Here is a 24,326-nt window from a genome sequence, read left to right as displayed (position 1 = left end):
GATAGGTAAGAAAAAAGCGGAAGCGCCCGGCTTCCGCCCTTCTTTTCATACAGTAAGCTCTAGGCCTTGGCTGCCTTAAGTTTCTTTCCTGTTTTTGCTTCTTTCGTTTCCTTGGCCTTGCGGTTTCTGTCGCTTGAAATATGTTCATTCCAGGTAACCCAGATGGACGTAGCCACGCAGACAGAGGAATAAGCGCCGGAAATGAAGCCGATCAGCATAACCAGAGCAAAGTTCTTTGTCGTATCCCCGCCGAAGAAATAAAGGGAGGCTACACAGAAGAGTGTCGTGGTCAGTGTGTAAAGCGAACGGCGGATTGTCTGGTGAATGGAATCATTCGCCAGGACAGCATAACTGTCCGTACGCTTATGCGTATGCATCGCTTCGCGGATTCGGTCGAATATGACAACAGATTCGTTCATGGAATAGCCAAGAACTGTCAGGATAGCTGCCAGGAACGATGCATCCACTTCCAGATGGAAGAATGCAAAAATACCCAGAACCATCAGGATATCGTGCGTAATGGCGACAATCGCTGAAAGTGCAATTCTGTGTTCGAAACGGATCGACATGTAAAGGATCATTGCGCCGAAGGAAATGAGTACGTTGAGCAGTGTATTCTTCGTTACTTCGGAACCAATGACAGCGCCGACAGTTTCCATACGCTTGAGGTCTGTCTGTCCGACTTCGCTGCTGACATCAGAAACGACCGTCTGTGCTTCTTCCGGGCTCAGGTTCTTTGTCCTGATGATGACATCATCACCGGATTCGCCCTGGACATTCTTGCCGGAAAGCTGAATGACAGCTGTCTCAAGACCATCCTTGCGGAGACCGTCTCTGACCTGTTCGACAGTGACCGGTTTGCCAAATCCAAGTTCAAGGATAGTGCCGCCGGTAAAATCAATGCCCCAGTTAAAGTCGAAGGTAATGATGGAAATGATGGAGAGTACGATCAGAATCCCTGAGAAAGAGAACCAGATCTTTCTTTTGGAAATGAAATCAAAGTTATTAAACATTATCTGTCATACCCCCTTTTCCCGCCAAACCACCAGGGGTTATGGATCCAGTTGGCATCAATCAGGAGCATCAGGAGCGTGCGGCTGACTGTAATGGCTGTAAACATGGATACGGCAACGCCAAGACCAAGTGTCAATGCAAAGCCCTTGACTGTTGCGCTCCCCAGGAAGAAGAGGATGGCAGACGTAATGATGACTGTCATGTTCGCATCGAAAATCGTTACGAAAGCTCTCTTGAAACCGGCCTGTACAGCAAGGCGGAGAATCTTGCCTTCCTGTATTTCCTCCTTGAATCGTTCAAATATGAGGACGTTCGCGTCCACCGCCATACCTATGGACAATATGACGCCCGCTATGCTTGGAAGCGTCAGTGTCGCATGGAGCAGGTACAAAACGCCTAAAAGAATCAGTACATATACCAGAAGCGCTATATCAGCCACGAATCCGGATACGCGGTAAACTGCCAGCATGAACAGTACGACAAGCGAGAGACCGAGAGTAAACGCAACAATGGACTTGTCTTTGGAATCCTGTCCCAGAGACGGTCCTACTGTTCTTACTTCAAGGACAGACATCTTGACCGGCAGTGCGCCGCTTCGAAGAAGGATAGCCAGATCTTTGGCTTCTTCAAGTGTTCTCTGGCCCGTAATGACGGCTGCGCCGCCCGTAATGGCTTCATTGACGACCGGATTGGTCAGCATTTCGCCATCAAGATAAATGCCGATATGTCTTCCGACATTGGCAGCAGTCAGGTCAGCAAACTTCTTTCCGCCTTCATCACTGAATTTCAGGGATACGAGCGGCTGCTTGTTCTGGCCGAGCTGTTCCTTGGCATCTTTCAAATCTTCGCCGGTCAGGCGGACATTGCCCTCTTCATCCTTGAACTGCAGGACGGCCGTCTTGCCGATCGTTTCAATAGCCTTCTGCGGATCTTTCTCGCCCGGAAGTTCAATGATGATACGGTTGCTGCCTTCACGCTGGATGATTGGTTCAGTCAGACCCATTTCATTGACACGCTTCTGCATGATATTGATGACCTGGGTAATGGCCTCCGGCGTAACCTTGTTCTGATCTGTATCTTCTGCCTGCATGACAATATGGGTCCCGCCCTGAAGGTCAAGGCCCTGACGGATATGTCCGGCAAGCCATCCGACAGTACATGCAAATATGCCGATAATCGCAAAAATGACTACGAAAAATCGAAGCAGAGCGCCCTTCCTCACGGGGCTTTTACTTTTCTTTTCCAAAACTTCAACCTCTTTTCGTAACGATGACAAATTTGTCGGTTACAATCTTCGCTATCTTCTGATCAAACGGTTCAGACGGAATATCCGGAATCACCTGGAAATCCCACAGGGCAGCCACCCTTTTCTCAAATGGGACACGGGAAAGGTATCTGTCATAATATCCGGCTCCCATACCGAGACGGACTCCTTCCCTGCTGACAGCAAGTCCCGGGACCAATACGAGATCGAGCGACTCAGGTTCGGTCACTTCATACCCGGAAGGAAGATTCCTAAGACCCAGCGGGCCCTTTTCAAAGTGTTCCATATCAATCAGGCGTCCTGCTTCCATCTGGCGCTTTGGAAGGCACACAGGAATGTAGACTTCTTTTCCATCAAGAAGAGCCTGCCTGATGAATTCATCCAGATTGGATTCCCCTTTCATGGCAAGGAAAGCCATGATCTTCTTCGCGTTCTTATATTCCGGAAGTAAAAGGATATTCTCTTTAAGAGAGGAACTCCTGCTCTCCGTTTCATTAGCAGAAAGAGCCCGCCTCATGGCGAGCATCTTCTGCCGAAGCCCCTTTTTCCTTTCGGAAATTGAAGGATTCGATTCTGTCATTTCTTTTCCTCTTTCGCCGGTGTCTTTTCAGTAGATTTAGCGTCTTCTTCGACAACTTCCTCAATGACCTCTGTGCCCGCATCTTTCGGATCATCTACTTCAACGACTTCTTCAACGATCTGAGTTTCGCTGCCGTCAGGATTCTGTACGGTCTTTACTGTGCCGTCGGCAACTGCCTTCTTGGCAGCTTCTTCATCAATCAGCTTGACATCTCCATGCTGGATGGCAGATTTTTCAACTTTGATGACGACCTTCGGTGCAATTTCCAGTTCTACATACTTATCACACAGAACTTTGATCACGCCGTGCACGCCGCCGGAAGTAACTACATGATCTCCCCTCTTCAAGGACAGCAAAAATCTTCCTCTTTCAAGACGCAGTTTCTTCTGCGGACGATACATGAAAAAGTAGAAAATGGCAATCAGGATCAGGAAAGGCCATACTAAACTCAAAAAGTTCATCGCTTGTTCCAATTCATTCACCTCCGTAAACTCATATCGTTTATTTTACCACAACAAAATGGGCTCTGTCTTTAATTTCTTTATCTTTTGTAGCCGCTCATGAAATTTTCACGGAATTCGCTGAAATTCCCGTCAATGATCGACTGGCGCATATCTCCCATGAACTGCAGAAGGAAGTACAGGTTGTGAATCGTGACCAGACGGAAGGCCAGAAGCTCTTCGGACTTGTATAAATGGCGGATATACGCACGGCTGTAATGCGTGCATGTATAGCAATGGCATCCTTCCTCAAGCGGTGCCCAGTCTCTTTCGTACTTCTTGTTCTTCATGTTCATGCGGCCGCTGTGAACCATGGCCATCCCGTTTCTTGCCACGCGTGTCGGGAATACGCAGTCGAACATGTCGATGCCTCTTGCCACACCTTCCACAAGGCAGTCCGGCGTTCCTACGCCCATCAGGTATCTTGCTTTATCTGTCGGAAGCCACTGCGTCGTATATTCAAGGATATCGTACATAATATCATGCGGCTCTCCTACGGAAAGTCCGCCGATGGCTATGCCGTCAAAGGGCATGGAGGAAATTTCCAGTGCGCTTCTCTTTCTTAAATCCTTGTACATGCCGCCCTGCACAATGCCGAACATGCCGCGGTCTTCTCTTGTGTGCGCCTTGATGCACCTTTCTGCCCAGCGGGTCGTTCTTGCTGTGGACTGGTCCGCATACTTGTAATCGGCCGGATAAGGGATGCATTCGTCAAATGCCATTGCGATATCACTTCCGAGATCTTCCTGCGCATGAATGGATACTTCAGGAGACAGGAACTGTTTGGAGCCGTCAAGGAAGGAACGGAAATGGACGCCTTCCTCTGTGATTTTTCTCATAGCGCCAAGGCTGAATACCTGGAATCCGCCGCTGTCCGTCAGGATGCCCTTCGGCCAGTTCATGAAGGAATGAAGGCCGCCGGCTTCCCTGATAAGGTCTGTTCCCGGGCGGAGGAAAAGATGGTAGGTATTGGATAAAATAATCTGCGCTCCCATATCTTCCAGTTCTTCAGGCGTCACTGTCTTGACCGTCGCCTGCGTTCCTACCGGCATGAACATCGGTGTCTTGAACGTCCCGTGCGGCGTATGCAGGAGCCCTGCGCGCGCCCCTGTCTTCTTGTCTTCTGCAATCAGTTCGTAATTAATTACCATGGAATCGTTCCTTATCTGATAAACATGGCATCGCCAAAGCTGAAGAAACGGTATTTCTGGCGTACGGCCTCTTCATAAGCGGCCAGGATATGTTCTCTTCCTGCAAAGGAAGCCATCATCATAATGAGTGTGGATTCAGGGAGATGGAAGTTGGTGACGATGGCATCGACCATTTTCCACTGGTATCCCGGATAGATATAGAGCTGCGTCCAGTTGCTGCCGCTCTTGAGCTTTCCGCTCTGGCCGGCAGATTCCAGTGTGCGGACTGACGTCGTGCCTACGGCAATGATCCTTCTGCCTTCTTCTTTGGCTTTATTGATCTTCTCAGCTGTTTCTTCGCTGACGGTGTACCATTCCTTATGCATCTCATGGTCTTCAATATTCTCTTCCGATACCGGACGGAAAGTACCGATGCCGACATGAAGTGTTACAAAGAGAAGTTCTGCTCCCTTTTTCTTCATTTCTTCCATCAGTTCCGGAGTAAAATGAAGTCCTGCTGTAGGAGCTGCGGCTGATCCCTTGTACTTAGCATAAACGGTCTGGTATTCATCATTGTTATCCAGCTTCTTATGGATGTAAGGAGGAGTCGGCATTTCACCGATCCGGTCAAGAAGGCTGTCAAAATTGCCGTTGTAATGAAATTCTACAAGGCGTCCGCCGAATTCTGTCTTGTCAAGGACCTTGCAGTAACAGTCATCGGAAAATTCAATTTCCGTTCTCGGAAGTGCTTTTCTTCCCGGGTTGACAAGGACTTCCCATACATCATTTCCCTTAGGAGTCAGGAGAAGCATTTCCACTTTTCCGCCGGTATCTTTTTTCTTGCCATAGAGTCTGGCCGGAATGACCTTTGTGTTGTTGAATACGAAAATATCGCCTTCGCGGATTTCATTCAGAATATCCCTGAATCCATGATGCTCCCACTCTCCTGTATTCTTGTCGAGCATCATCAGACGGCAGGAATCTCTTGGTTCAGCCGGTTCCTGTGCAATTAATTCTTTTGGCAGATCGTAATTGAATTCTTCTAATTTCATTGCTTAATCTAACTCCCGTTTCTTTATAATTGATTGTTTCAGCATTTTTCTGCTGAAGGCACGATTAATAAATCTTCTCTATTTTTGTGCCTGTAAAATAATGGGACAAAATTGTTTTATAATAATTTTTCCCGTCTCCATGCTTTTCAGCCATCGCCTCGGCTCCCCACTGGGAAAGGCCGAGCCCGTGGCCGTATCCATACCCTGTAATCGTCAGTTCTTTTCCTTTGGCAGAAATATCGAAAAGCGTGCTGTCCAGGCCGTAAAGCCTCTGCAGCCTTTCTCCTGAAACTGTCGCGCGCCCTTTCTTGCCGACAAAAACAACTGACTTGACGCGGCCGGAAATTCCCCTGTCAGAAGAATGATTGGCCTCGCCTTTTTTCAGATGGGATAATTTGATGCTCTTCAGGTCACCGATCTTGTATCCGGCATTTTCGAGGCTCCTGGTAAAAGATGCCTTCGTCATCGTTTTCTTCCACGGTGTCATGAGATAAGTGCTTGATTCCTCCTTGACGCCCCTTAAGTAAGGAATGACGGAGCCCCACACATTTTCGCTGTTTTCTGTAAAACCGCCGCCGCTTGAATGGAAAAGCGCATCAATCGGTTTTCCTGCGTAAGTGATCACTTCCCCGGCCGTTTCAGAAACTGCACGGTTTGTAGCTGCTGTTTCCGCTGAAAAGCCGCGGTAGACCTGGGTCCTTGTATCATCAGTCACATCGTAGCCGGATGACCGGTATCCATTCCTGTGATAAGTGGCGTACGTGCGCGCGGCAACTGCCTGTGCTTTAATCGCATCCATTCTCCAGGATGGAACGATTTCACTTGGTACGACGCCTTTCAGGTAATCTTCCATGGGAAGCACATTGATGAGCGTGATTCCATTTCCCCAGCTTGAGGGAATGGCTTTCATATCTCCCCTGTACTTGTTTCCCTTGACAAGAAAACCGGGCACATTACGACCGGGCATGAAAATAACTTCCCGGCCTGCTTTTTTGCCGTTCACATACACATTGCTGCCTTTTCTCGTAAGAACTACGACAGAGCCTGTCTTGTACTTTCCGATAGTCTTTCCCCCGGCCTTTGCATTAAAGTCGGAGGCACCGGCCAGACGAAGTTCTGAGCCGGAAATGAGCCCTACTTCAATCAGAGGACTCGTGCTTTTAGGCTTCTCGTCCTTTCTCTCTTCCTTTTCCGTTTTCGATCCGGCTTTTGAAATGGTCTTTTCATTTTGGGAAGCCGTTTTCTTCACGGAAGGAGAAGCCGGCACTGCCGGGACTGACATATGCGTAATCGTTACAGGACGTCTCTGAATGGGAATAGACTCGGCTTTTGCGCTTATACCGGCACTTGCTGCCATAAGCGCTGCCAGGGCAATCGTAATGATTTTTCGTCTCATAGCGTTCACCTTCTGAAAAACAGGTTCAACAGAACCGTACCAACAATGCTGACGACAAGGCAGGATACCCATGGGAAGTAAACATCCGTATTGCCCTTGGAAAAATGAATATCGCCGGGAAGGTGCCCCAGAAAAGAAAGTTTTCCGCCTGCCATGAAAAACAGCCCGGCTGCAATACAAATAATTCCAAAGATAACAAGTGTCTTACCGATCCCCATCTGCTTCCTCCCTGAGAACCTCTTCCGGTTTCTTATCCCAGACGGCTCCGATATGGTCGTAAGCCGCTTTCATGGCAATCCTGCCGCGGGGCGTGCGGGAAATAAATCCGATCTGCATAAGGTATGGTTCGCACACATCTTCAATCGTATTGCGTTCCTCGCTGACAGCGGCTGAAATCGTATCCACTCCGACCGGACCGCCATTGAACTTGTAAATGATGCACTTCAGGATTTCATTGTCCAGATCATCAAGGCCGATATCGTCCACATGGAGCGCTTCCATGGCTTCTGATGCGATTTCCGCTGTAATGGCGCTGTTTTTTATCTGTGCAAAATCGCGGATTCTCTTCAGAAGCCTGTTGGCGATACGCGGCGTACCCCTTGAGCGGCGGGCAATCTCTGCTGCCCCGCTCTCTTCAATCTCGATATTAAGAATCCCGGCAGCGCGGGTGATGATGTGCTTCAATTCATCCGGTTCATAGAATTCCATATGATGATTGATCAGGAAACGGTCCCGCAAAGGTGCTGAAAGGGACCCCGGTCTCGTCGTAGCACCGATCAGCGTGAACGGAGCCAGATTGATACGGACAGAAGTCGCACCTGTTCCCTTTCCCATGACCAGATCGAGCGCGAAGTCTTCCATCGCAGAATAGAGGATTTCTTCGACGCTCCTGTTCAAGCGGTGGATTTCGTCAATGAAAAGGACATCATGTTCCTGCAGCGTGGTAAGAATGGCAGCAAGCTCGCCAGGACGCGCAATCGCCGGGCCGCTTGTCACCTTGAACTGGGACCCCAGCTCATTGGCAATGATTTTGGCCATTGTCGTCTTCCCGAGCCCCGGAGGCCCGTAGAGAAGAACATGGTCCAGGGATTCGCCTCTCCCTTTGGCTGCTTCAATATAAACCTTCAAATTGTTCTTGAAGGCAGTCTGTCCGATATAATCGTCGAGACGCTGAGGGCGGAGAGATGTCTGCCAGGCATCTTTGGAAGATTCTTCTGTAGAAACGATGCGTCCTGTGCTTCCAAGCACCTCTTCATCCTTTTCTCCGCCCAGGCTTTTAATGTATTTATTCTTCATGATTCATCTCCCCTACCCCTGTGCTTTGCCAAATTCACGAAGCACAGCGCCGATCAAATCTGAAAGCGCCGGGTGATCAGGCGCCAGTTTCTTGAGAAGAGGCAGCACTTCCTCACTGGAATAACCGAGACCGGAAAGCGCCAGGGATGCCTGTCCTATAAGTCCGCTGTCGGCTGCCGCGATATCTTCGCCTTCCATTGAAACGCCTTCCGTTTCAAGATTTGCCACCTTGTCCTTCAGCTCGACAACCAGGCGCTCTGCTGTTTTCTTTCCGATTCCCGGAAGCTTCGTAAGAGCTGTCACATTTCTCGATACGATTGCGCGGACAAATGCATCCGGCGTCATGGAAGAAAGGATGCCTATTGCCACCTTGGGGCCTATCTTGGAAACGGAAATCAGGATCAGGAACAAATCATATTCATCCTGCTCTGGAAATCCATATAAGAGTATAGCATCCTCGCGGACGGCCATGTATGTCAGAAGTCTTGCCTCTTCCCCGATATGGAGAAGAGATCTTGTTCTTTCCGAGATGAAAATCCTGTATCCAATCCCTCCGGTTTCAAGAAAGCATGCATCTTTTGGAAATCCGGAAACAATTCCTTTTATATATCCGATCATTTTTCCCTCTCAAACAAACTGCGGTGTTCCACATGATAAATGGCTGTAAGTCCGATGGCAAGCGCATCGGCAGCATCATCAGGATCGATTTTCTTAGTAATATTCATCATCCGCATGACCATTTCAATGACCTGCTTCTTTGTCGCCCTGCCGTATCCCGCCATCTGCTGCTTGACCTGCAGCGGTGTCACGGGAATGATCGGCACATTCTGCCGGTATCCTGCAAGAAGGATGACGCCCCTTGCCTGCGCTACCTTGATACCGGTCGTGATATTCGTATTGAAATAAAGAGTTTCCACGCCCATGAATTCAGGACGGTATGCAGCGATGAGCTCGCCTATTCCTTCATAAACGATATTCAGACGTTCCAGATCGCTTTGATCCTTGTACGTTTCAATGACTCCGTAGTTAATGGGAATAATCTGGTTTCCCCGTTTCTCAACGACTCCGAAACCGCATCTTCCGGTTCCGGGATCAATGCCAAGTACCCTCATGGTCCCCCGTTTCTTTCTCCTGGACAGATTCATCCTTCGCGAATCAAATGACAGTTCTTCTTATTATATACTAAACTGCCAGATGATTCATAGTTTTTAAGAACATAGATTCCAAAGCCGCATGATTTCCCTGAAAGGACTCTGCAATGAAAAACCGCACGGCCCTAATTGCCGCGCGGTTCTTATCAACAAGCCTTTATGCGAGTCCGTCTTTCATCAGATGTGCGTAGTGTTCCTGAATCTTTCTGGTAACAGGTCCTACTTCGCCTCTGCCGATCTTCTTGCCGTCAATGGAAAGAACGGGAACGATGCCGTCCTGTGTATTGGTCAGGAATACTTCTTCCGCATTCATCATATCTTCGAGCTTGACCGGATCGGCTGCATCATCAATGGATGTTACGCCCGCGGTAGGAGCAACCCTTGTCAGGACAAGGGAGCGTGTAATTCCGCGGATCATATGCTCATTGGTAGCCGGTGTCCATATGACGCCTGCCTTGACGATGCAGACATTGGAATGGGATGCTTCAGTCAGAAGTCCGTTCTTAATGAAAATCGTATCATAAGATCCTTTTTTCTGTGCTTCTGCTCTTGCCATCATATTATCCAGCTGGTTCAGGGAAAGGATATCGCAGTGATGTCCGCGGTCATCCTCCGCAGTAATGCAGGTGATGCCGTCCTGAACTTTTGCAATGGATGCTTCATCAAGCGGTCTTGCGTATACAAGAACATTCGGCTGAAGTTTGTTTCTGGCCGGAATGGTGAAATCATGTTCACCAGTGCCTCTCGTTACGATAATTTTCATGAATCCTTCCTTGATTCCGGATTCATCAATGACAACTTCGGCAATTTCAGTAAATTCATCCGGTGCTGTAACAGGACGGATGTCTAAGAGTCTCATCGAACGGTACAGGCGGTCGGTATGATAGGACAGAGCAAATGGATGCCCGTTGAAAATACGGATCCATTCATAGCAGCCGTCGCCGAACTGGAGTCCTCTGTCGTCAGCGCTGATAATTTTGGAAAAATCATAATAGAAATTGTGGTTGTAGTATATGGTAGTCTTGGTATCTGCCATACGTTTCACCTCCATACAGAAATAATTACTGGTTTCTTTATTATTATAACATCAATTATTCTTTTTCTGCTTTCAATTCCTTGATTTTATCGATGAAGCGCGGGATAAATTCCTTGATATCGGCTACAACGGCATAATCTGCCATAGCCATGATCGGCGCATTCGGGTCTTTGTTGACAGCAATGATGATATCCGCATTGACTGCGCACATATGCTGCATGGCACCGGAAATACCGAAGGCAAAGTATACTTTTGGAGCTACGCCCTTACCTGTCTGTCCAATCTGGTGGGATTTAGGCTCCCAGCCGAGTTCGCAGATCGGGCGGCTGCATCCAACACTTCCGCCGAGAAGTTCAGAAAGCTCATAGAGTCTGTCCCATTCTTCTTTGCTGTGGAAACCGCGTCCTCCGGCTACGATGACCTTTGCCGTTTCAATCGGATGTTCATCCTTTTCGCCTTTAAGGATTTCCTTGAGAATGGTTCCGATGTCAGATTGTTCAAGTTCCACTTTGACATGGACAACTTCACCTTTTCTGGAAGCATCGGGAGCCGGTGAGCGGAAAATGCCGGGGCGTACTGTGCAAACCTGCGGACGGTAATCCGGGCTGATGATATCAGCCAGAATATTTCCGGACATCGCCGGTCTTGAGCAGATGACAAGGCCCGTATCCTGATCGATGTCAAGCTCAGTGACATCAGCGGTTACACCGCAGACAAGATCAGCGGCAATACGCGGTGCCAGATCGCGTCCTTTCGGTGTTGCACCGAAAATGACTGTGCTTGGTTTCTTTTCCCTGAAAAATTTTACAAGAACTTTCTGGTAAGCCTGTCCGTCATAATGTGCAAGGAGCGGATCGTCCATCACGTACACATGATCAGCGCCTAATGCGATGAGAGACTGTGGATCATCTTTCAAATCGCTTCCCAGAAGAACAACGGATACTTCTTCTCCGCTCTTGTCTGCCAGTACTCTGGCTTCGCCGGTGAATTCGCCGGTAAACTTGCGGATATGACCATCAAAGAGGGCGCCAACGACATAAATGCCCTTATAATCAGAAAAATCCATAGCTGCCCTCCTTAAATAACATGTATTTTCTGCATAGCTGTGCAGAGCAAATCAACTGCTTCATCCGTCGTTTTTCCTTCAATACGGAGGTTTTCCTTCTTCGGCGGGACAACAGGGCGGACCTGCTTTACGCGTGTCGGAGAACCTGTAAGGCCGATACGGGAAGGATCGACGTCCAGATCGGCAGATGTCAGTTTATGGATTTCGACATGATCTTTCTTCAGGATTCCCAAAACGCTTGGATAGCGGGGACGATTCAGCGATTCAGATGTGGTAATGAGAGCCGGCAGTTTCATTTCGAGCACTTCATCCTCATCGGACAGCTGCCTTCTGACTGTGATATATCCTTCTCTTTCATAAGAAATATCCACAGCGCCGCTCACATCGGGCATGCCAAGTGTTGCAGCAACTTCCGGTCCAATCTGGGCCGTATTGCTGTCCAGGGACTCCTGTCCGCAAAAAATCAGGTCAAAGCTGCCCAACTTGCGGATGGCTGCTGCAAGAGTATAGCTCGTAGCCAGCGTATCAGCGCCGCCAAATGCGCGGTCTGTTGCCAGATATACGTCATCAGCACCCATGGAAACTGCATACTGGAGTACATGTTCAGCCTGCGGCGGTCCCATCGTCAGAACCGTTACTGTGCCGCCAACCTGATCGCGAAGAGCGAGAGCCGCTTCCAATGCATGAAGGTCCAGCGGGTTGATAATGCTGTTTGCATTATTCCTGTTCAAACGACCCGTATTCGGGTCAACTTCCATTTTGGAGGTGTCCACAACCTGTTTTACGCAAACCAGAAACCTCATAATAGCCCCCTTTAACAAGCTTATATCTGTAAATAATCATTCGTCTTAGTATACCATACGGCGCATAAATCCGCATGAAATTATAGTTTCGTTCAAATATTCCCTGCGCTGGAAGTCCTAAGGACAACGGCCCTTTCCCCCAGAAGCATTTTGAAGTCTCTTTCAGCCTCCGATGAATAGTTCACATAGAACTTCGGAGCGGCATGGATTTCCTGACCGGTCCGCATCATATGCATGATGACGGGCGTTTTGCCATGGTGTTTCTGGAAGAGCCCTGCCAGTCTCTGGCTGACCTCATTGGAATCATGGGCGGCATCGATGTAAAGATGAAGCACTCCGGCCGAAGACGGTGCGGATGACTGCAGCTTGTCAAGCGGGATGATTTCTTCAGCCAGCACCCTGACATCTCTTTCATTGGCCTGCACGCGCCCGCGGATAGCGACAGCGGCATCTTCGGCGAGGATCGGTCTTACCGTTTCCCAAACCGACGGGAAGACGACGGTTTCCACTTCGCCGTCATAATCTTCAATCGTGACATAGCCCATAGGCTGGCCTTTCTTAGTCATCGTGCCTTTGATGCGGGAAATTGTTCCGCCTATCGTCACCATCCTGCCGTCGTACTGATTTCCCTCTGTCGTCAGGTGGTAAAGAGGTGTGCAGGATTTAAGCTGTTCCTTATAGGAATCCAGCGGATGGCCGCTGACATAAAATCCCAGGAGTTTTCTTTCCCATTCGATTTTCTCTTTCGGATCCATGTCAGGTAGATCCGGATAGACGATTGTCTCCGGCGTTTCTTCTCCGCCGAATAAGTTGAGCTGCCCGGATGCGCGTTCATTCCTGATCGACTGCGCGTCTCCAAGCGCTTCAGGAAGCGCCGCCAGAAGCTGTGAGCGGTTGGCTCCCAGAGAATCCAGTGCCCCGCAGCGGATAAGGCTTTCACAGGCGCGGCTGTTAAGTCCCCTGTTGTCTGCCCTTTCCACGAAATCAGAAAGCGATTTGAACGGGCCTCCCTGCTTCCTTGCCTCAATGATGGAACGGACAGCGCCTTCGCCCACATTCTGTATTCCGTCAAGGCCAAAGAGAATCTTATCGCCTTTGACGGAGAAATAAGCCTCTGACAAATTGACATCAGGCGCAGCAATCACGACGCCTGCACGGCGGGTGTCTGAAATATAGCGGCTGACCTTGTCGCGGTCTCCGTTGTAGCAGGTCATCATGGCCGCCATGAATTCTGGACGGTAAAGCGCTTTCAGGTAAGCGGTCTGCCAGGCAATCCATCCATAGCACACACTGTGAGATTTATTGAAACCGTAACCGGCAAAGTGAACCATGAGGTCGAAGACATAGTTGGCTGTGCGGTCATCGACGCCATTGGCAACGGCGCCGTCGACGAACGTTTCCCTGTTCTGCTGCAGGATTTCAGGTTCCTTATGGCCCATGGCACGGCGGAGCATATCTGCCTGTCCAAGACTGAACCCGCCCATGACGGATGCAATCTGCATGACCTGTTCCTGATAAAGGATGACACCGTACGTTTCCTTCAGAATCGGTTCCAGTGAAGGATGCGGATATTCGACAGGAATCTTGCCGTGTTTTCTCTTGATGAAATCTTCGGCCATGCCGCTTCCAAGAGGCCCCGGGCGGTAAAGCGCAACCATCGGGATCAAGTCTTCGAAACGCTCCGGATGAAGCTGCATGAGAAGACTTGTAAAACCGGAGGATTCTGACTGGAATACGCCGATCGTATCACCGTCGCAGAGCATTTTGCATGTTGCTTCATCTTCGCTCGGTATTTTGTTGATATCAAGATCAATGCCCCTGTTTTCCTTGATCATCTCGAGTGCATCATGGATGACTGTCAGGTTCCTGAGGCCCAGAAGATCCATTTTCAAAAGCCCCAGCTGTTCGACCTGGTCCTTTTCATACTGCGTCTGGATGAACCCGTCCTGCGTCAGCTGGATCGGCACGTATTCTTCTACAGGCTTGGAACAGATGACGACGCCGGCTGCATGCGTGCCGGAGTTCCTTGAAATCCCTTCCAGGTCAAGGCAGTGATCGATCAGGCGATGGACTGTCGTATCAGAATCATAGAGATCCCTGAACTCGCGGGATCCTTCCATCGTCTTCTTTAAAGTGACACCCGGGCCGACCGGCACCATCTTTGCAATCCTGTCCACTTCGCGAAGCGGCATATTCGTTACGCGGCCTACATCCCTGATGACGGCCCTTGCCGCCAGAGTGCCGAATGTAATGATCTGCGCCACCTGAGCGGAGCCGTACTTCCTTGCAAGATACTCAATGACCTCGCCCCTTCTCCTGTAGCAGAGGTCCGTATCAATATCAGGCATGGAAACGCGGGCCGGATTCAGGAATCGTTCAAACAGGAGATCGAAACGCAGCGGATCGACTTCCGTAATATGAAGGAGGTAGGAAACAATGCTTCCTGCCGCACTTCCCCTTCCAGGGCCTATCGGAATGCCATGGGATTTTGCATAGTGGATGAAATCCATGACAATCAGGAAGTAATCGGAAAATCCCATCTTGTCAATGACGCCAAGCTCATAATCCATGCGGCTTCTTTCCTTGTCTGTAACGACAGCGTACCGCTCGGGAAGTGCTTTTTCACAGAGTTTCCTTAAATACGATGCAGCAGTCTCTCCTTCAGGCACGTCAAAGGAAGGGAGTTTGTGTTCCCCGAAAGTAAGCTCCACATTGCAGCGGTCCGCAATGACCCTCGTATTTTCAATAGCGCCGGGGAAACTGCCCAAAATGGCGCGCATCTCATCTCCGCTCTTGCAGTAGAATTCATCATTGGCAAAATGGAAATGATACGGATCATCCAGTGTTTTTCCTGTGGAAATGCAAAGTTTGATTTCCTGACTTCTTGCATCTTCCTTTTTTGTATAATGGAAATCGTTTGTCGCAACCAGCCCAAGCCCGTATTCTTTGGCAAGATTTGCCAGTACGGGACGGACAGCCGCTTCTTCAGGAAGGCCATGATTCTGGATTTCAAGGAAGTAGTTCTCCTTGCCAAATGTATTGATGTAGAATTCAATGACCTTCCTTGCTTCGTCCATATCGCCGTTCAGGATGGCCTGCGGCACTTCCCCGCCTACGCAGGCAGATGTCACGATAAGGCCTTCATGATACTTTTCAAGGAGCTCATGATCGGCGCGCGGGCGGTGGTAATATCCTTCCGTCCATGCCTTCGAGCATATCTTGATCAGATTCTGATATCCCTCATTATTTTCAGCAAGCAGAATCAGGTGGGCCAGTTTTTCCTTCCCGTTTCCGGACTTGTCAAAGCGGCTTCCCCTCGTGACATAGATCTCGCAGCCGATAATCGGCTTGATTCCCTGCTTGATGCATTCCTTATATAAGTAAACGGCGCCGTACATCACGCCGTGATCGGTAATGGCAAGCGCAGTCTGTCCCATTTCCTTCACATGGGAAACAAGCTCTCCGATACGGCTGATTCCGTCAAAGAGGCTGTATTCAGTATGCGAATGCAGATGTACGAAAGGATCCAATTTCTTCACTTCACTTTCGGTAATTTAAAAAGCTGTTTTTATCATTGTACCATATGCATAAAGGCAGGCCGCCTCAAAGAAGACATGAAAAAGCTGCAGGTTTCCCCGCAGCCTCATGCTTACTCGTTATTTCCGTCTTTTTTGTCCTCTTTGTCTGAAACTTTCTTCAGAACGACGGATGCCCCGTTTTTCTCAGCCTCAAACTTGTCTTCTTCCGATAAATGTTCCGAATCAAGAACGATCTTGACTCCCATGTGGTCAAGCATTTCATCGATGGTATGCTGTGTTTTGTATAATTCGCCCATAATATGCCTCCAGGGATTCCCCTTTAAATATGGTCACGCCATTCATATTCCTGTTTTTTCCTGATCTGCCTCCAGACAAATGCGCCAAGCGACCAGACGATGGCAAGAACAAGCAGTGCCGTTCCAGGTGCTGCCGCCATCGCACTCTTCAGGGATCCCACTTCTACTTTATAAAGAAGCGGAATCTTCACTGCATACGCAGAAAGGTAAATGGAAATAGCAAAGAAGGAAGATAAATAAGCAGCAGCAAGCCCTACCTTCACATGCCTGCTTCTTGTAAAGAAGAAGGCAACCAGGAAGAGGATGGCTGTTGCAACAAGGCCCATCCAGAAGAAGCTTCCGTACATATGGGAGCTTCCCACGTTAGACTTGAGAAGTATCGCCAGAATGATGTAAACGACAACTGTCAGAATGCTTGCCACAAGGAATGCAGCCCGGAAGCGTTCGCCCAAAGGATTCACCACTTTGACAGCGCCGTAGAGGCATCCAAGCTGGAAAGCGGCAAGGATCATCCACAATGCGCAGAAAATACCAAGGACTGTCACAAAGGATCCGTCATCCATGATGAAGGATGAGCCGGAAAGCCCCATGAGGCCGAGTCCCAGAAATGAGAAGATGCTGAATGCCTTCACAACAATGGGAGACGAAAATGCATCCTGAAGGAACGATGCAGCCAGGCGGAGCAAAGCCCCCAGTACGACGAACACGCAGAGCACGATATTTCCCGAATGGATCGGCGTTTCCGAAGCCGTCGGAATGGCGGCGCTCAGCATGAATAATCCAAGGAAAAACCAAAGTTCATTCCCATCAAGGCCAGGCCTTAAAAGACCAATGATGGCTTTATTCTCTTCACGGTTCCTGCTGACAATCGGAGCCGCAAGGCAAAGGCCCCAGTCCGCTGCCTCCAATATCATATATAGTCCAAAGAAACACAATGGCAGCAATAATGCATTCGATTCCATAAATCCCCTCCGTCAATGTGCCGGCACCTGCCGGAAAAATCATTTCCATACACATTGAAAGTATACCACATCCCCATTATGCGCGACAAAGATATTTCGTTTCCTAAAAGCAAATCGGGGATTCCATTAGAAAAAGCTGCCGAAGCAGCTTTCCCCATTAATTATTTTCAACGCCGAGTTCGTGTTCAATCACGGATGCGATATCATCAATGATTCTTTCGAGCTGGTTGATTTCTTTCCCTTCGCCCATGACGCGGATCAATGGTTCCGTGCCGGATGCGCGGACAAGGATGCGTCCGTCGCTTCCCAGTTCCTCTTCGCCGGCCTTGATGGAATCGCTGATCAGTTCATTATCCTGCCAGCCGTTCTTGCTGTACACCCTGACATTTTTCAGGATCTGCGGATAGGTCACCATCAGATGATTCATTTCAGAAAGCGGCTTGTTCCACTTCTTCATGACTTTAAGTGTCTGTACAGCCGTAATGAGACCGTCGCCTGTCGTATTGAATTCCGGGAGAATGATGTGGCCGGACTGTTCTCCGCCGATGGAGTAATTATGCTTCATCATTTCTTCAAGAACATAACGGTCGCCAACCTGTGTGGATACGGTTCTGCATCCATGCTCTCTGAGCGCTTTGCCAAATCCAAGGTTGCTCATGACGGTTCCGACAACCATGGAATCATTGAGTCTTCCTTCTTCCTTCATCTCGAGGGCATTGATCAGCATCAGATGATCGCCGTCCAGGACTTCGCCCTTTTCATCAACGAAAAGGCAGCGGTCAGCATCGCCGTCATTGGCAATGCCGCAGTCAGCACCGAGTTCAACGACTGTCTTCTGCAATGTTTCCATATGCGTGGAACCGCAGCCGTTATTGATATTCACGCCGTTGGGTTCACGGAAAATGGCAGTCACATCAGCGCCGAGCTCTCTTAAGATTTCCGGCAGGAAATCGCTGGCCGCGCCATTGGCGGAATCTGTTACGATCTTCATTCCTTCAAAGCTGCAGGTGACAGTAGATTTGACATAATCCCTGTACTTGGCAGCCAGTTCAGGTCTCTGGCGGATTGTTCCGATGCCGTCGCCTGTCGGGCGGATGATTTCTTCATCATGACGGAGAATATTTTCAATTTCTTCTTCCGTACGGTCCGGCAGCTTGTATCCTCTCTTGTCAAAGAACTTGATCCCATTATCCGGGAACGGATTGTGTGAAGCAGAAATAACGACGCCTGCATCATAGCCTTCCGTTTTTGTCAGATAAGCAACACCAGGCGTAGGAATCACGCCGACGATATCAACATCGATTCCGGATGCGCATAATCCGGCAGAAATGGCAGCGGTCAGCATCGGACCGGAAACACGTGTGTCCATGCCGATCAGGAAACGATGACTTTTGCCTGATTTACAGAAATAAGCGCCAGCCGCGCGTCCCAGCTGGTATGCCAGTTCCGGCATGAGTGTAGAATTGACCAGTCCGCGGACGCCGTCCGTCCCAAATAAAGTAACCATTTAAGTTCCTCCCAAAATCATACAAATAACCTAACAAGCATACCCCTAAAGTATCATTTCGTCAAGATGTACGATTCATACTTTATTTTGCAGTAAAGGAGGGTAAACCTGCCCGAAAGGTACTGCCTGTCAATCCTTCTCTATCTTGATAGTAACAGTGACCTGCGGTACGGCCACGCTTCCTCCCAGAGGAGCCGGTACATTCACCGTCTGCACGACATCCTTGCTTGCTCCCGTCACGTCGATGGGGTCGAGCTCGATGGCCTTGTTCTTGTCGAAGTAACTGATAGGAGCCGTTACCGTTGCAACCGGAGGCGTAACGATGACATCCGTAATACGGTAGCCTTTAGCCACTTCACCCTTCGTTGATGCCTTTACCTGAAGGTTCCCGACCTTCTGGTTTTCCTTGACGTTCACAGAAACCTTGACCTGGCTTGGCATGATTTCAAGGCCGGTCACGGTATTTCCGTCAGCATCCAGAATATTGACGGAATCAAATTCAGTGAAATTCTTGTCTTTTCCTGCAATATTGACAGAAACAACGGCTCTGTTTGCTTCAGAAATCTTGGAAGAGCTGCCTGCAATCGTAATGGACCCAGGCGTTACCTTATTGTCCCCCACAGTAAAGTTCGGGTCAGGATTGCCGAAGATCTCAACCGTAGCCGGCAGGGATTTCACTGCGTACGTATCCACATTCAGATTGAAGAACTGCGGGGATACGGAGAGGACCGTCTCATCGCCCGGAACGGAAACATGGATCTGCGTATTGGGATGATCGCCGTCCGTCACGCCGGAAAGATCTACGTACGCTTTGATATCATCCGTACGGAGAGATATCATGTCGCTTCTGGACATCCTGATTTTTACGCGTACCTTCGAAGGCACATTCGTTGCAACAAGCGAACGGTCCAGATTTCTGACCTCGACAGGAATCGTATATGTGTTTTCCATGACAGGGTTCTGTTCATTCATGACATAAACCCAAAAAGCACAGGCTGCTATTAAACAAAGAAGCTTAGGCAGCCACCACTGCGTTCTTGTATATTTCATTTAAGCGGACTCCATTTCTGCAGCACATCACTGACGCCCTTCGGCTTGCTGCGCATCAGGTAATTTCTAAGGACATTCCTGAGGCTCTCTGCATCCTGGCCGCGATGGATATTGCCGCCATAGGTGTAGGAAACGATCCCTGTTTCTTCACTGACGACGACGACAACGCAGTCTGCCTGCTCGGACATACCGATAGCCGCGCGGTGGCGCGTGCCCAGTTCGGAAGAAAGGCTGTGATCTCTTGTCAGAGGAAGAAGACATCCTGCTGCCATGACCCTGTTTTCCCTGATGATGACCGCTCCGTCATGAAGCGGTGTATTGACGATGAAAATATTTCCGAGAAGTTCCTTGGAGACAAGGCCCTCGATACGGATGCCCGTATCAATCCTGTCATCAAGGCCGACGCTTCTTTCAAAAACGATAAGAGCACCGATCTTATTGGCCGACATGATCATGGCTGCTTCTACGACATCCCCGATAACATGATCCCATTCTACATCATTCATCATGCGTGAGGAAACGTAGAACTTGCCGCGGCCGATCTGTTCAAGGGCACGGCGGAGTTCCGGCTGGAATACGACTGGAAGAGCGACAATAAGGACCGTCATGAGTTTGTCCAGAATCCAGCTGACGACATGGAGCTGCAGCCATCCAGCCAGGACAGTGAAAATCCCCAGGAAAATGAGCCCTTTCAGAAGAGCTGTCGCGCGCGTATCGCGGATGAGGATATATATACGGTATAAGAAAAATGCAACGACCAGGATATCCAGGACATCCCACAGGCGCATCGTCATGAACAAGCCTTGAATCTGACTCAGCATAAAAACTCCTTTTAAGCTGTATGCAATAGTAAACGAATAAATTAGATTGACTCTTTTATTTTAGCATGGATGAAACCAATAGTGAAATATCGATTGCACCATTGATTTATCGGAAATAAATGAAATAGACTGCTGCAAGCGATGCGACAAAAGTAATGAGCCAGAGGCTTCCTGCCTGCGAGCGCTGCGCCCTCCACCGGGCTCTTTTTTCTTCTTCCGTTTCAGGTCTCGTTTCCACCCTCTTCCCCTTCACGCGGCCAAGCATGAAAAGGAGGACAAGCGCAGCCAGTTCAACGGCAACGGCCATGCGCAAAGATTCTTCGGAAGGAAAAAGATCGAAAGCAATCAGAAAGCACGGCAGGAAAATAATCGCCATCAGAACGAACCGGAGAGGACGGTACCAGGCCGGATAAATGACAGTCGGTGATTTTTTCCTGGAAGCAGACCACAGCCAGATGGTCTCCAGAAATCCTATAGCAAGAAATATCATTAAAAAGTCCATGTGAGCCTCCAAAGAGGAATATATTCTTCACTTATTTTGGCACAGTTTTGGCGATTTGTAAAAGAAAACGTCTATTTTCAGAAAAAAAGCTGCGGATCCACGCTAGTTCGTTTTCCGCAGCTTCTTTTTATTACTATATAATCACACCTTGCGGGCGCATTCTTCCAGTTTCTTATTGATTCTTCTGCCGGTCGGCGTCATGGCAAGGCCCGCCAGACTCGTTTCACGAAGTTCAACAGGAAGTCTCCTTCCCACATCATTCAAAGCTTCAATGACTTCGTCGGGAGGTATGACGCTCCTGATGCCGCTCATGACCATTTCAACCGATGTCAAGGCATGTACGGCATGGAATGCATTCCTCTTCACGCAGGGAACTTCGACAAGGCCGCCCACCGGATCGCAGACAAGGCCTAAAATGTTCTTGACAGCAAGGGCAAAGGCATGCCCCATTTCCTCAGTCGTACCGCCGATCAGATCGACAGCGGCCGCCGCCGCCATTCCGCAGGCCGTTCCGCACTCTGCCTGACATCCACCGACAGCGCCGGCTATCGATGCTTTCTCGGCAACGATCCTTCCCACGGCGCCTGCCGTAAAGAGGGCTCTTGTAATATCTTCCTCACCGGAGTTTTCTTCTTCAGAAACTGCAGCAATGACAGCCGGGAGTATGCCGCAGGCACCTGCTGTCGGGCAGGCAACGACTCTGTGCATCTTCGCATTCGATTCCGCGGTTGCCAGCGCATAAGAAGCAGCCCTCTGGCAGATCGGGCTTAAGAAACGCATTTTCCCGTGATAGAGACGGTTCGCATCTCCTCCTACGAGGCCGCTTGCCGATTTTCCTGTATCAGACAGTCCCTGACGAATTGCATTCCTGAATACAGGAATCGTCTTTTTCATACGGTTCCAGACTTCCTCACAGCTTTTTCCGCTTTCTTCTGCTTCTGCCCGGCAGGCAATGATGCCCGGGGAGCATTCCGCTTTATCTGCCAAATCAAACAATTCTTTCAGAGAATGATAAGTATACACAATAACCTCCTCTATATAATTTCAAGCGTCATTGCGCAGGATATATTCGGATTTGCCTTTTCAATACGTGCGGCCAGCTCTTTTGGTACATACTGGTCGGTATGAATGATCATGACAGCTTCCGTTCCCTTTCCCTTGCGGAAAAGGCGCATAGTTGAAATATTGATGTTTTCTTGAGCCATGATGGCGGATACATCTGCTACAATGCCCGGCACATCATGGTGGCGGGTAAGGAATGTATATTCCTCGCCGTTGATTTCCACATCATAACCGTCTATTTCAGTAATCATGACGCGGCCGCCGCCAAGAGATCTTCCCACGACGGAAACCTTTGTGCCGTTCACGCCTTCCGCGTCAATTTTTGCTACATTGGGATGCCCTGCATCCTCATTGGAAAGAGAGAATACAATATCGATTCCCTTCTCCTTCGCTGTTTCAAGCGCAGTCCTTATTATTTCACTATCAGGCGCATAGCCCATAAGGCCGGCCGCCAGAGCGCGGTTCGTACCGTGGCCCTTGCCTGTCTTTGCAAAAGAGCCATACAAAGTAATGTGCGCTTTCTTCAATGGTTCTCCCAGGATGCGGCTGGCAATCAGGCCTATGCGCGCTGCCCCTGCCGTGTGAGAACTCGAAGGACCAACCATAATTGGTCCGATAATATCAAAAATACCCATGTTTCCCCCTTTTTTAAAAAGAAAAAATCTGCCGTTTCCAGCAGATCTCCCTTGACCTCATGACAGTCTGCCCTCTATGGGATCCTGCATCGACCATAAATCGTTTAAGGCTGTCACTATTATATATTTTTATCATTGAATTGTCTATATAAGTTATAGATCTTGTTCACTACATCGATATTCTTCTGAAAATGACATATTCTCATTTCCATTTGGTATTTACATCCAGTGACTTAAATCGAAATCTTCGCCGATGGTTTCCCGGATGCAGATCTTTGCGATATACATGCCCATGAGTGTCAGGGATGAGCGTCTCAGCATGCTGTTGTCCCAGGCCTCGCGCATTTTTTCCAGTTCAGGAGAAATTTTGCCAAGCGTGTATTCCATTTCTTTCTTGTCATAAGGAACCGGTCTTGATTCCACGATGGCCAGGATGCCTTCCCTGCGGCCCGTATCTTCGATTCCCATATCATTCATCAGTTCGGAAAGCATGGATTCATCAACAGCAGCCGGCTTGTAGTAAGAATTATACAAGCTGGAGACGATGGATCCTTCCGGCCATGACGGATATACGGAAAGGAGCTCTGCCTTCATGCAGCCCCTGAACGCGAAAATGAGCGGATAGGAATCATGCAGCACCTGTCCGAATGCGATATCCTTGTTTTCAAGGGATACGCAGTGCAGGTATTCAAGCTGCTGATAGCCGCTGTATTCATCAGGAAGCTTTCCGACAAACGGAACGACATACTTTTCTGTGTAGGACTTGAGGTGCCCTGCATCGTAATTGTCTGTATTTCTGGAGTAATGGAAAAGAAGAAGGAGTGCAAGGGCATGGAATTCGCTCTCATCCATGCGCGGCATGGCACGGAGAGCATCATAGGCAAGAATGGTCTTCGTTTCGGAACGGCTGCCATGCGCTACATCAAAGAATGCGTCATTCACCATTTCAAGAACGGTATCGGTCGGCATCATGACATAGGTACGCTGTGCATTCTGGAGTGCTTCCTGCACCATGATATGCGTCAGCGTATCCACTGCTTCTTTTCTTCTCATATGGAGCCCGTCAATCAGGCGGTGCGTCACTTTCCTTGTATCCTGCTCAACCGTACGGGAAACGGCGCCGTAGCGGTTCAGGAAATGTTTGACAAAGTATTCTTCGAGAGAATCCACATCCGGTTCTTCATTAAGAATGACAGGATTGGGTTCTGGCGGGAACGGTCCCTTGGCATGCGGCACGGGATCTCTTTCTGCCGTTTTTTCCAGTTCTTCTCTGGAGAAAATTTTCGTCTTCTCCTCATCAACTTCTGCCTTCTTTGTCTTTCCAAGTCTTGGCGGAAGGATCTGCGTCTTCTCATCCGTATAGAGCTTCTTTTCCTTATGCGGTTCACTCTTGGGGAGAGGCGCCTTCTTTACAATGCCTTCCCGCGGAGGAACTTCGGATGCCTTCTTTTCTATTTCACGGTGATCAGCCATTTTCTTCCTGCCTGGCACGCCGAAAAACATCATGTAGCAAATAAAGAAGAAAAGCAGCGCGACAGCTGCCAGTACGAGATACGGGATTATAAACATGAATTCACCTGATTTTCCATTACATTCGATTACACAAAATTCAGTTACATGGTATCATACTTTTTCATTGACTTCAAATAAGGGATGAAAATCAG

At 49.0% G+C, this 24,326-nt stretch carries 24 protein-coding genes; all 24 read right to left on the bottom strand.

Features of this window, described 5'->3' with window-relative positions; all coding sequences use genetic code 11:
• Window positions 1–59: 59 nt before the first annotated feature.
• A complete protein-coding gene (gene secF, locus OIM03_05080; protein HJI73652.1) occupies window positions 60–1,013 on the bottom strand; it encodes a protein translocase subunit SecF in 954 nt (317 codons plus the stop codon).
• Window positions 1,013–2,236 (bottom strand): protein translocase subunit SecD, encoded by a 1,224-nt coding sequence (secD, locus tag OIM03_05075; protein ID HJI73651.1) that lies wholly within the window; start codon window positions 2,234–2,236, stop codon window positions 1,013–1,015. The genes secF and secD overlap by 1 nt, the downstream gene beginning before the upstream one ends.
• 28 nt (window positions 2,237–2,264) lie before the next feature.
• Complete coding sequence (locus OIM03_05070) at window positions 2,265–2,858, bottom strand: 5-formyltetrahydrofolate cyclo-ligase (GenBank protein ID HJI73650.1); 594 nt, start codon at window positions 2,856–2,858, stop codon at window positions 2,265–2,267.
• On the bottom strand, window positions 2,855–3,319 hold the full coding sequence (gene yajC, locus OIM03_05065; protein ID HJI73649.1) for a preprotein translocase subunit YajC: 465 nt from the start codon (window positions 3,317–3,319) through the stop codon (window positions 2,855–2,857). Before yajC ends, OIM03_05070 begins: the two co-directional genes overlap by 4 nt.
• An 80-nt stretch (window positions 3,320–3,399) precedes the next feature.
• Window positions 3,400–4,509, bottom strand: a complete 1,110-nt coding sequence (tgt, locus tag OIM03_05060; GenBank protein HJI73648.1) for a tRNA guanosine(34) transglycosylase Tgt — start codon at window positions 4,507–4,509, stop codon at window positions 3,400–3,402.
• Window positions 4,510–4,520: 11 nt separating this feature from the next.
• Window positions 4,521–5,540, bottom strand: a complete 1,020-nt coding sequence (gene queA, locus OIM03_05055; protein ID HJI73647.1) for a tRNA preQ1(34) S-adenosylmethionine ribosyltransferase-isomerase QueA — start codon at window positions 5,538–5,540, stop codon at window positions 4,521–4,523.
• 64 nt (window positions 5,541–5,604) lie between these two features.
• The gene (locus OIM03_05050) at window positions 5,605–6,936 is read right to left on the bottom strand and encodes a SpoIID/LytB domain-containing protein (GenBank protein HJI73646.1); all 1,332 of its coding nucleotides are present in this window, start codon (window positions 6,934–6,936) and stop codon (window positions 5,605–5,607) included.
• A 5-nt stretch (window positions 6,937–6,941) separates the two neighbouring features.
• Window positions 6,942–7,154 carry a DUF2905 domain-containing protein gene (locus tag OIM03_05045; protein ID HJI73645.1) on the bottom strand — a complete coding sequence of 71 codons (213 nt, stop codon included), beginning with the start codon at window positions 7,152–7,154 and terminating at the stop codon, window positions 6,942–6,944.
• Window positions 7,141–8,232, bottom strand: a complete 1,092-nt coding sequence (gene ruvB / locus OIM03_05040) for a Holliday junction branch migration DNA helicase RuvB (protein HJI73644.1) — start codon at window positions 8,230–8,232, stop codon at window positions 7,141–7,143. Before ruvB ends, OIM03_05045 begins: the two co-directional genes overlap by 14 nt.
• A 12-nt stretch (window positions 8,233–8,244) precedes the next feature.
• Window positions 8,245–8,850 carry a Holliday junction branch migration protein RuvA gene (ruvA, locus tag OIM03_05035; protein ID HJI73643.1) on the bottom strand — a complete coding sequence of 202 codons (606 nt, stop codon included), beginning with the start codon at window positions 8,848–8,850 and terminating at the stop codon, window positions 8,245–8,247.
• Window positions 8,847–9,344, bottom strand: a complete 498-nt coding sequence (gene ruvC / locus OIM03_05030; protein HJI73642.1) for a crossover junction endodeoxyribonuclease RuvC — start codon at window positions 9,342–9,344, stop codon at window positions 8,847–8,849. Before ruvC ends, ruvA begins: the two co-directional genes overlap by 4 nt.
• Window positions 9,345–9,540: 196 nt before the next feature.
• On the bottom strand, window positions 9,541–10,419 hold the full coding sequence (locus OIM03_05025; GenBank protein ID HJI73641.1) for an aminotransferase class IV: 879 nt from the start codon (window positions 10,417–10,419) through the stop codon (window positions 9,541–9,543).
• Window positions 10,420–10,474: 55 nt separating this feature from the next.
• Complete coding sequence (locus OIM03_05020; protein ID HJI73640.1) at window positions 10,475–11,485, bottom strand: electron transfer flavoprotein subunit alpha/FixB family protein; 1,011 nt, start codon at window positions 11,483–11,485, stop codon at window positions 10,475–10,477.
• A gap of 11 nt (window positions 11,486–11,496) precedes the next feature.
• A complete protein-coding gene (locus tag OIM03_05015) occupies window positions 11,497–12,288 on the bottom strand; it encodes an electron transfer flavoprotein subunit beta/FixA family protein (protein HJI73639.1) in 792 nt (263 codons plus the stop codon).
• A gap of 92 nt (window positions 12,289–12,380) precedes the next feature.
• Window positions 12,381–15,827 carry a DNA polymerase III subunit alpha gene (locus tag OIM03_05010; GenBank protein HJI73638.1) on the bottom strand — a complete coding sequence of 1,149 codons (3,447 nt, stop codon included), beginning with the start codon at window positions 15,825–15,827 and terminating at the stop codon, window positions 12,381–12,383.
• A 110-nt stretch (window positions 15,828–15,937) separates the two neighbouring features.
• On the bottom strand, window positions 15,938–16,123 hold the full coding sequence (locus tag OIM03_05005) for a tryptophanyl-tRNA synthetase (protein ID HJI73637.1): 186 nt from the start codon (window positions 16,121–16,123) through the stop codon (window positions 15,938–15,940).
• A 23-nt stretch (window positions 16,124–16,146) separates the two neighbouring features.
• Window positions 16,147–17,085, bottom strand: a complete 939-nt coding sequence (locus OIM03_05000; protein ID HJI73636.1) for a cytochrome d ubiquinol oxidase subunit II — start codon at window positions 17,083–17,085, stop codon at window positions 16,147–16,149.
• Window positions 17,086–17,242: 157 nt separating this feature from the next.
• The gene (gene glmM, locus OIM03_04995) at window positions 17,243–18,592 is read right to left on the bottom strand and encodes a phosphoglucosamine mutase (GenBank protein ID HJI73635.1); all 1,350 of its coding nucleotides are present in this window, start codon (window positions 18,590–18,592) and stop codon (window positions 17,243–17,245) included.
• Between the two features lie 129 nt (window positions 18,593–18,721).
• Window positions 18,722–19,642, bottom strand: a complete 921-nt coding sequence (locus tag OIM03_04990; GenBank protein HJI73634.1) for a CdaR family protein — start codon at window positions 19,640–19,642, stop codon at window positions 18,722–18,724.
• Window positions 19,639–20,463, bottom strand: a complete 825-nt coding sequence (gene cdaA / locus OIM03_04985) for a diadenylate cyclase CdaA (GenBank protein ID HJI73633.1) — start codon at window positions 20,461–20,463, stop codon at window positions 19,639–19,641. The genes OIM03_04990 and cdaA overlap by 4 nt, the downstream gene beginning before the upstream one ends.
• 106 nt (window positions 20,464–20,569) lie before the next feature.
• On the bottom strand, window positions 20,570–20,965 hold the full coding sequence (locus OIM03_04980) for a hypothetical protein (GenBank protein ID HJI73632.1): 396 nt from the start codon (window positions 20,963–20,965) through the stop codon (window positions 20,570–20,572).
• A 141-nt stretch (window positions 20,966–21,106) separates the two neighbouring features.
• A complete protein-coding gene (sdaAA, locus tag OIM03_04975) occupies window positions 21,107–21,988 on the bottom strand; it encodes an L-serine ammonia-lyase, iron-sulfur-dependent, subunit alpha (protein ID HJI73631.1) in 882 nt (293 codons plus the stop codon).
• Window positions 21,989–21,999: 11 nt separating this feature from the next.
• Window positions 22,000–22,662, bottom strand: coding sequence for an L-serine ammonia-lyase, iron-sulfur-dependent subunit beta (gene sdaAB, locus OIM03_04970; GenBank protein HJI73630.1), 663 nt, complete (start codon window positions 22,660–22,662; stop codon window positions 22,000–22,002).
• A gap of 219 nt (window positions 22,663–22,881) precedes the next feature.
• Window positions 22,882–24,231 carry a hypothetical protein gene (locus OIM03_04965; GenBank protein ID HJI73629.1) on the bottom strand — a complete coding sequence of 450 codons (1,350 nt, stop codon included), beginning with the start codon at window positions 24,229–24,231 and terminating at the stop codon, window positions 22,882–22,884.
• Between the last annotated feature and the right edge of the window lie 95 nt (window positions 24,232–24,326).

Source organism: Veillonellaceae bacterium (assembly GCA_025992895.1).
Classification (GTDB): Bacteria; Bacillota; Negativicutes; order Veillonellales; family Dialisteraceae; genus Dialister.
The sequence above is the reverse complement of the archived record's forward strand: the minus strand, read 5'-3'. Positions and strand labels throughout refer to the sequence as shown.

What these genes read in the sequence shown, in the direction of transcription:
- secF (HJI73652.1), bottom strand. Translation starts at nt 1,013, where the DNA reads ATGTTTAATAACTTTGATTTCATTTCCAAAAGAAAGATCTGGTTCTCT.
- OIM03_05070 (HJI73650.1), bottom strand. Translation starts at nt 2,858, where the DNA reads ATGACAGAATCGAATCCTTCAATTTCCGAAAGGAAAAAGGGGCTTCGG.
- yajC (HJI73649.1), bottom strand. Translation starts at nt 3,319, where the DNA reads ATGAACTTTTTGAGTTTAGTATGGCCTTTCCTGATCCTGATTGCCATT.
- tgt (HJI73648.1), bottom strand. Translation starts at nt 4,509, where the DNA reads ATGGTAATTAATTACGAACTGATTGCAGAAGACAAGAAGACAGGGGCG.
- queA (HJI73647.1), bottom strand. Translation starts at nt 5,540, where the DNA reads ATGAAATTAGAAGAATTCAATTACGATCTGCCAAAAGAATTAATTGCA.
- OIM03_05050 (HJI73646.1), bottom strand. Translation starts at nt 6,936, where the DNA reads ATGAGACGAAAAATCATTACGATTGCCCTGGCAGCGCTTATGGCAGCA.
- OIM03_05045 (HJI73645.1), bottom strand. Translation starts at nt 7,154, where the DNA reads ATGGGGATCGGTAAGACACTTGTTATCTTTGGAATTATTTGTATTGCA.
- ruvB (HJI73644.1), bottom strand. Translation starts at nt 8,232, where the DNA reads ATGAAGAATAAATACATTAAAAGCCTGGGCGGAGAAAAGGATGAAGAG.
- ruvA (HJI73643.1), bottom strand. Translation starts at nt 8,850, where the DNA reads ATGATCGGATATATAAAAGGAATTGTTTCCGGATTTCCAAAAGATGCA.
- ruvC (HJI73642.1), bottom strand. Translation starts at nt 9,344, where the DNA reads ATGAGGGTACTTGGCATTGATCCCGGAACCGGAAGATGCGGTTTCGGA.
- OIM03_05025 (HJI73641.1), bottom strand. Translation starts at nt 10,419, where the DNA reads ATGGCAGATACCAAGACTACCATATACTACAACCACAATTTCTATTAT.
- OIM03_05020 (HJI73640.1), bottom strand. Translation starts at nt 11,485, where the DNA reads ATGGATTTTTCTGATTATAAGGGCATTTATGTCGTTGGCGCCCTCTTT.
- OIM03_05015 (HJI73639.1), bottom strand. Translation starts at nt 12,288, where the DNA reads ATGAGGTTTCTGGTTTGCGTAAAACAGGTTGTGGACACCTCCAAAATG.
- OIM03_05005 (HJI73637.1), bottom strand. Translation starts at nt 16,123, where the DNA reads ATGGGCGAATTATACAAAACACAGCATACCATCGATGAAATGCTTGAC.
- OIM03_05000 (HJI73636.1), bottom strand. Translation starts at nt 17,085, where the DNA reads ATGGAATCGAATGCATTATTGCTGCCATTGTGTTTCTTTGGACTATAT.
- glmM (HJI73635.1), bottom strand. Translation starts at nt 18,592, where the DNA reads ATGGTTACTTTATTTGGGACGGACGGCGTCCGCGGACTGGTCAATTCT.
- OIM03_04990 (HJI73634.1), bottom strand. Translation starts at nt 19,642, where the DNA reads ATGAAATATACAAGAACGCAGTGGTGGCTGCCTAAGCTTCTTTGTTTA.
- cdaA (HJI73633.1), bottom strand. Translation starts at nt 20,463, where the DNA reads ATGCTGAGTCAGATTCAAGGCTTGTTCATGACGATGCGCCTGTGGGAT.
- OIM03_04980 (HJI73632.1), bottom strand. Translation starts at nt 20,965, where the DNA reads ATGGACTTTTTAATGATATTTCTTGCTATAGGATTTCTGGAGACCATC.
- sdaAB (HJI73630.1), bottom strand. Translation starts at nt 22,662, where the DNA reads ATGGGTATTTTTGATATTATCGGACCAATTATGGTTGGTCCTTCGAGT.
- OIM03_04965 (HJI73629.1), bottom strand. Translation starts at nt 24,231, where the DNA reads ATGTTTATAATCCCGTATCTCGTACTGGCAGCTGTCGCGCTGCTTTTC.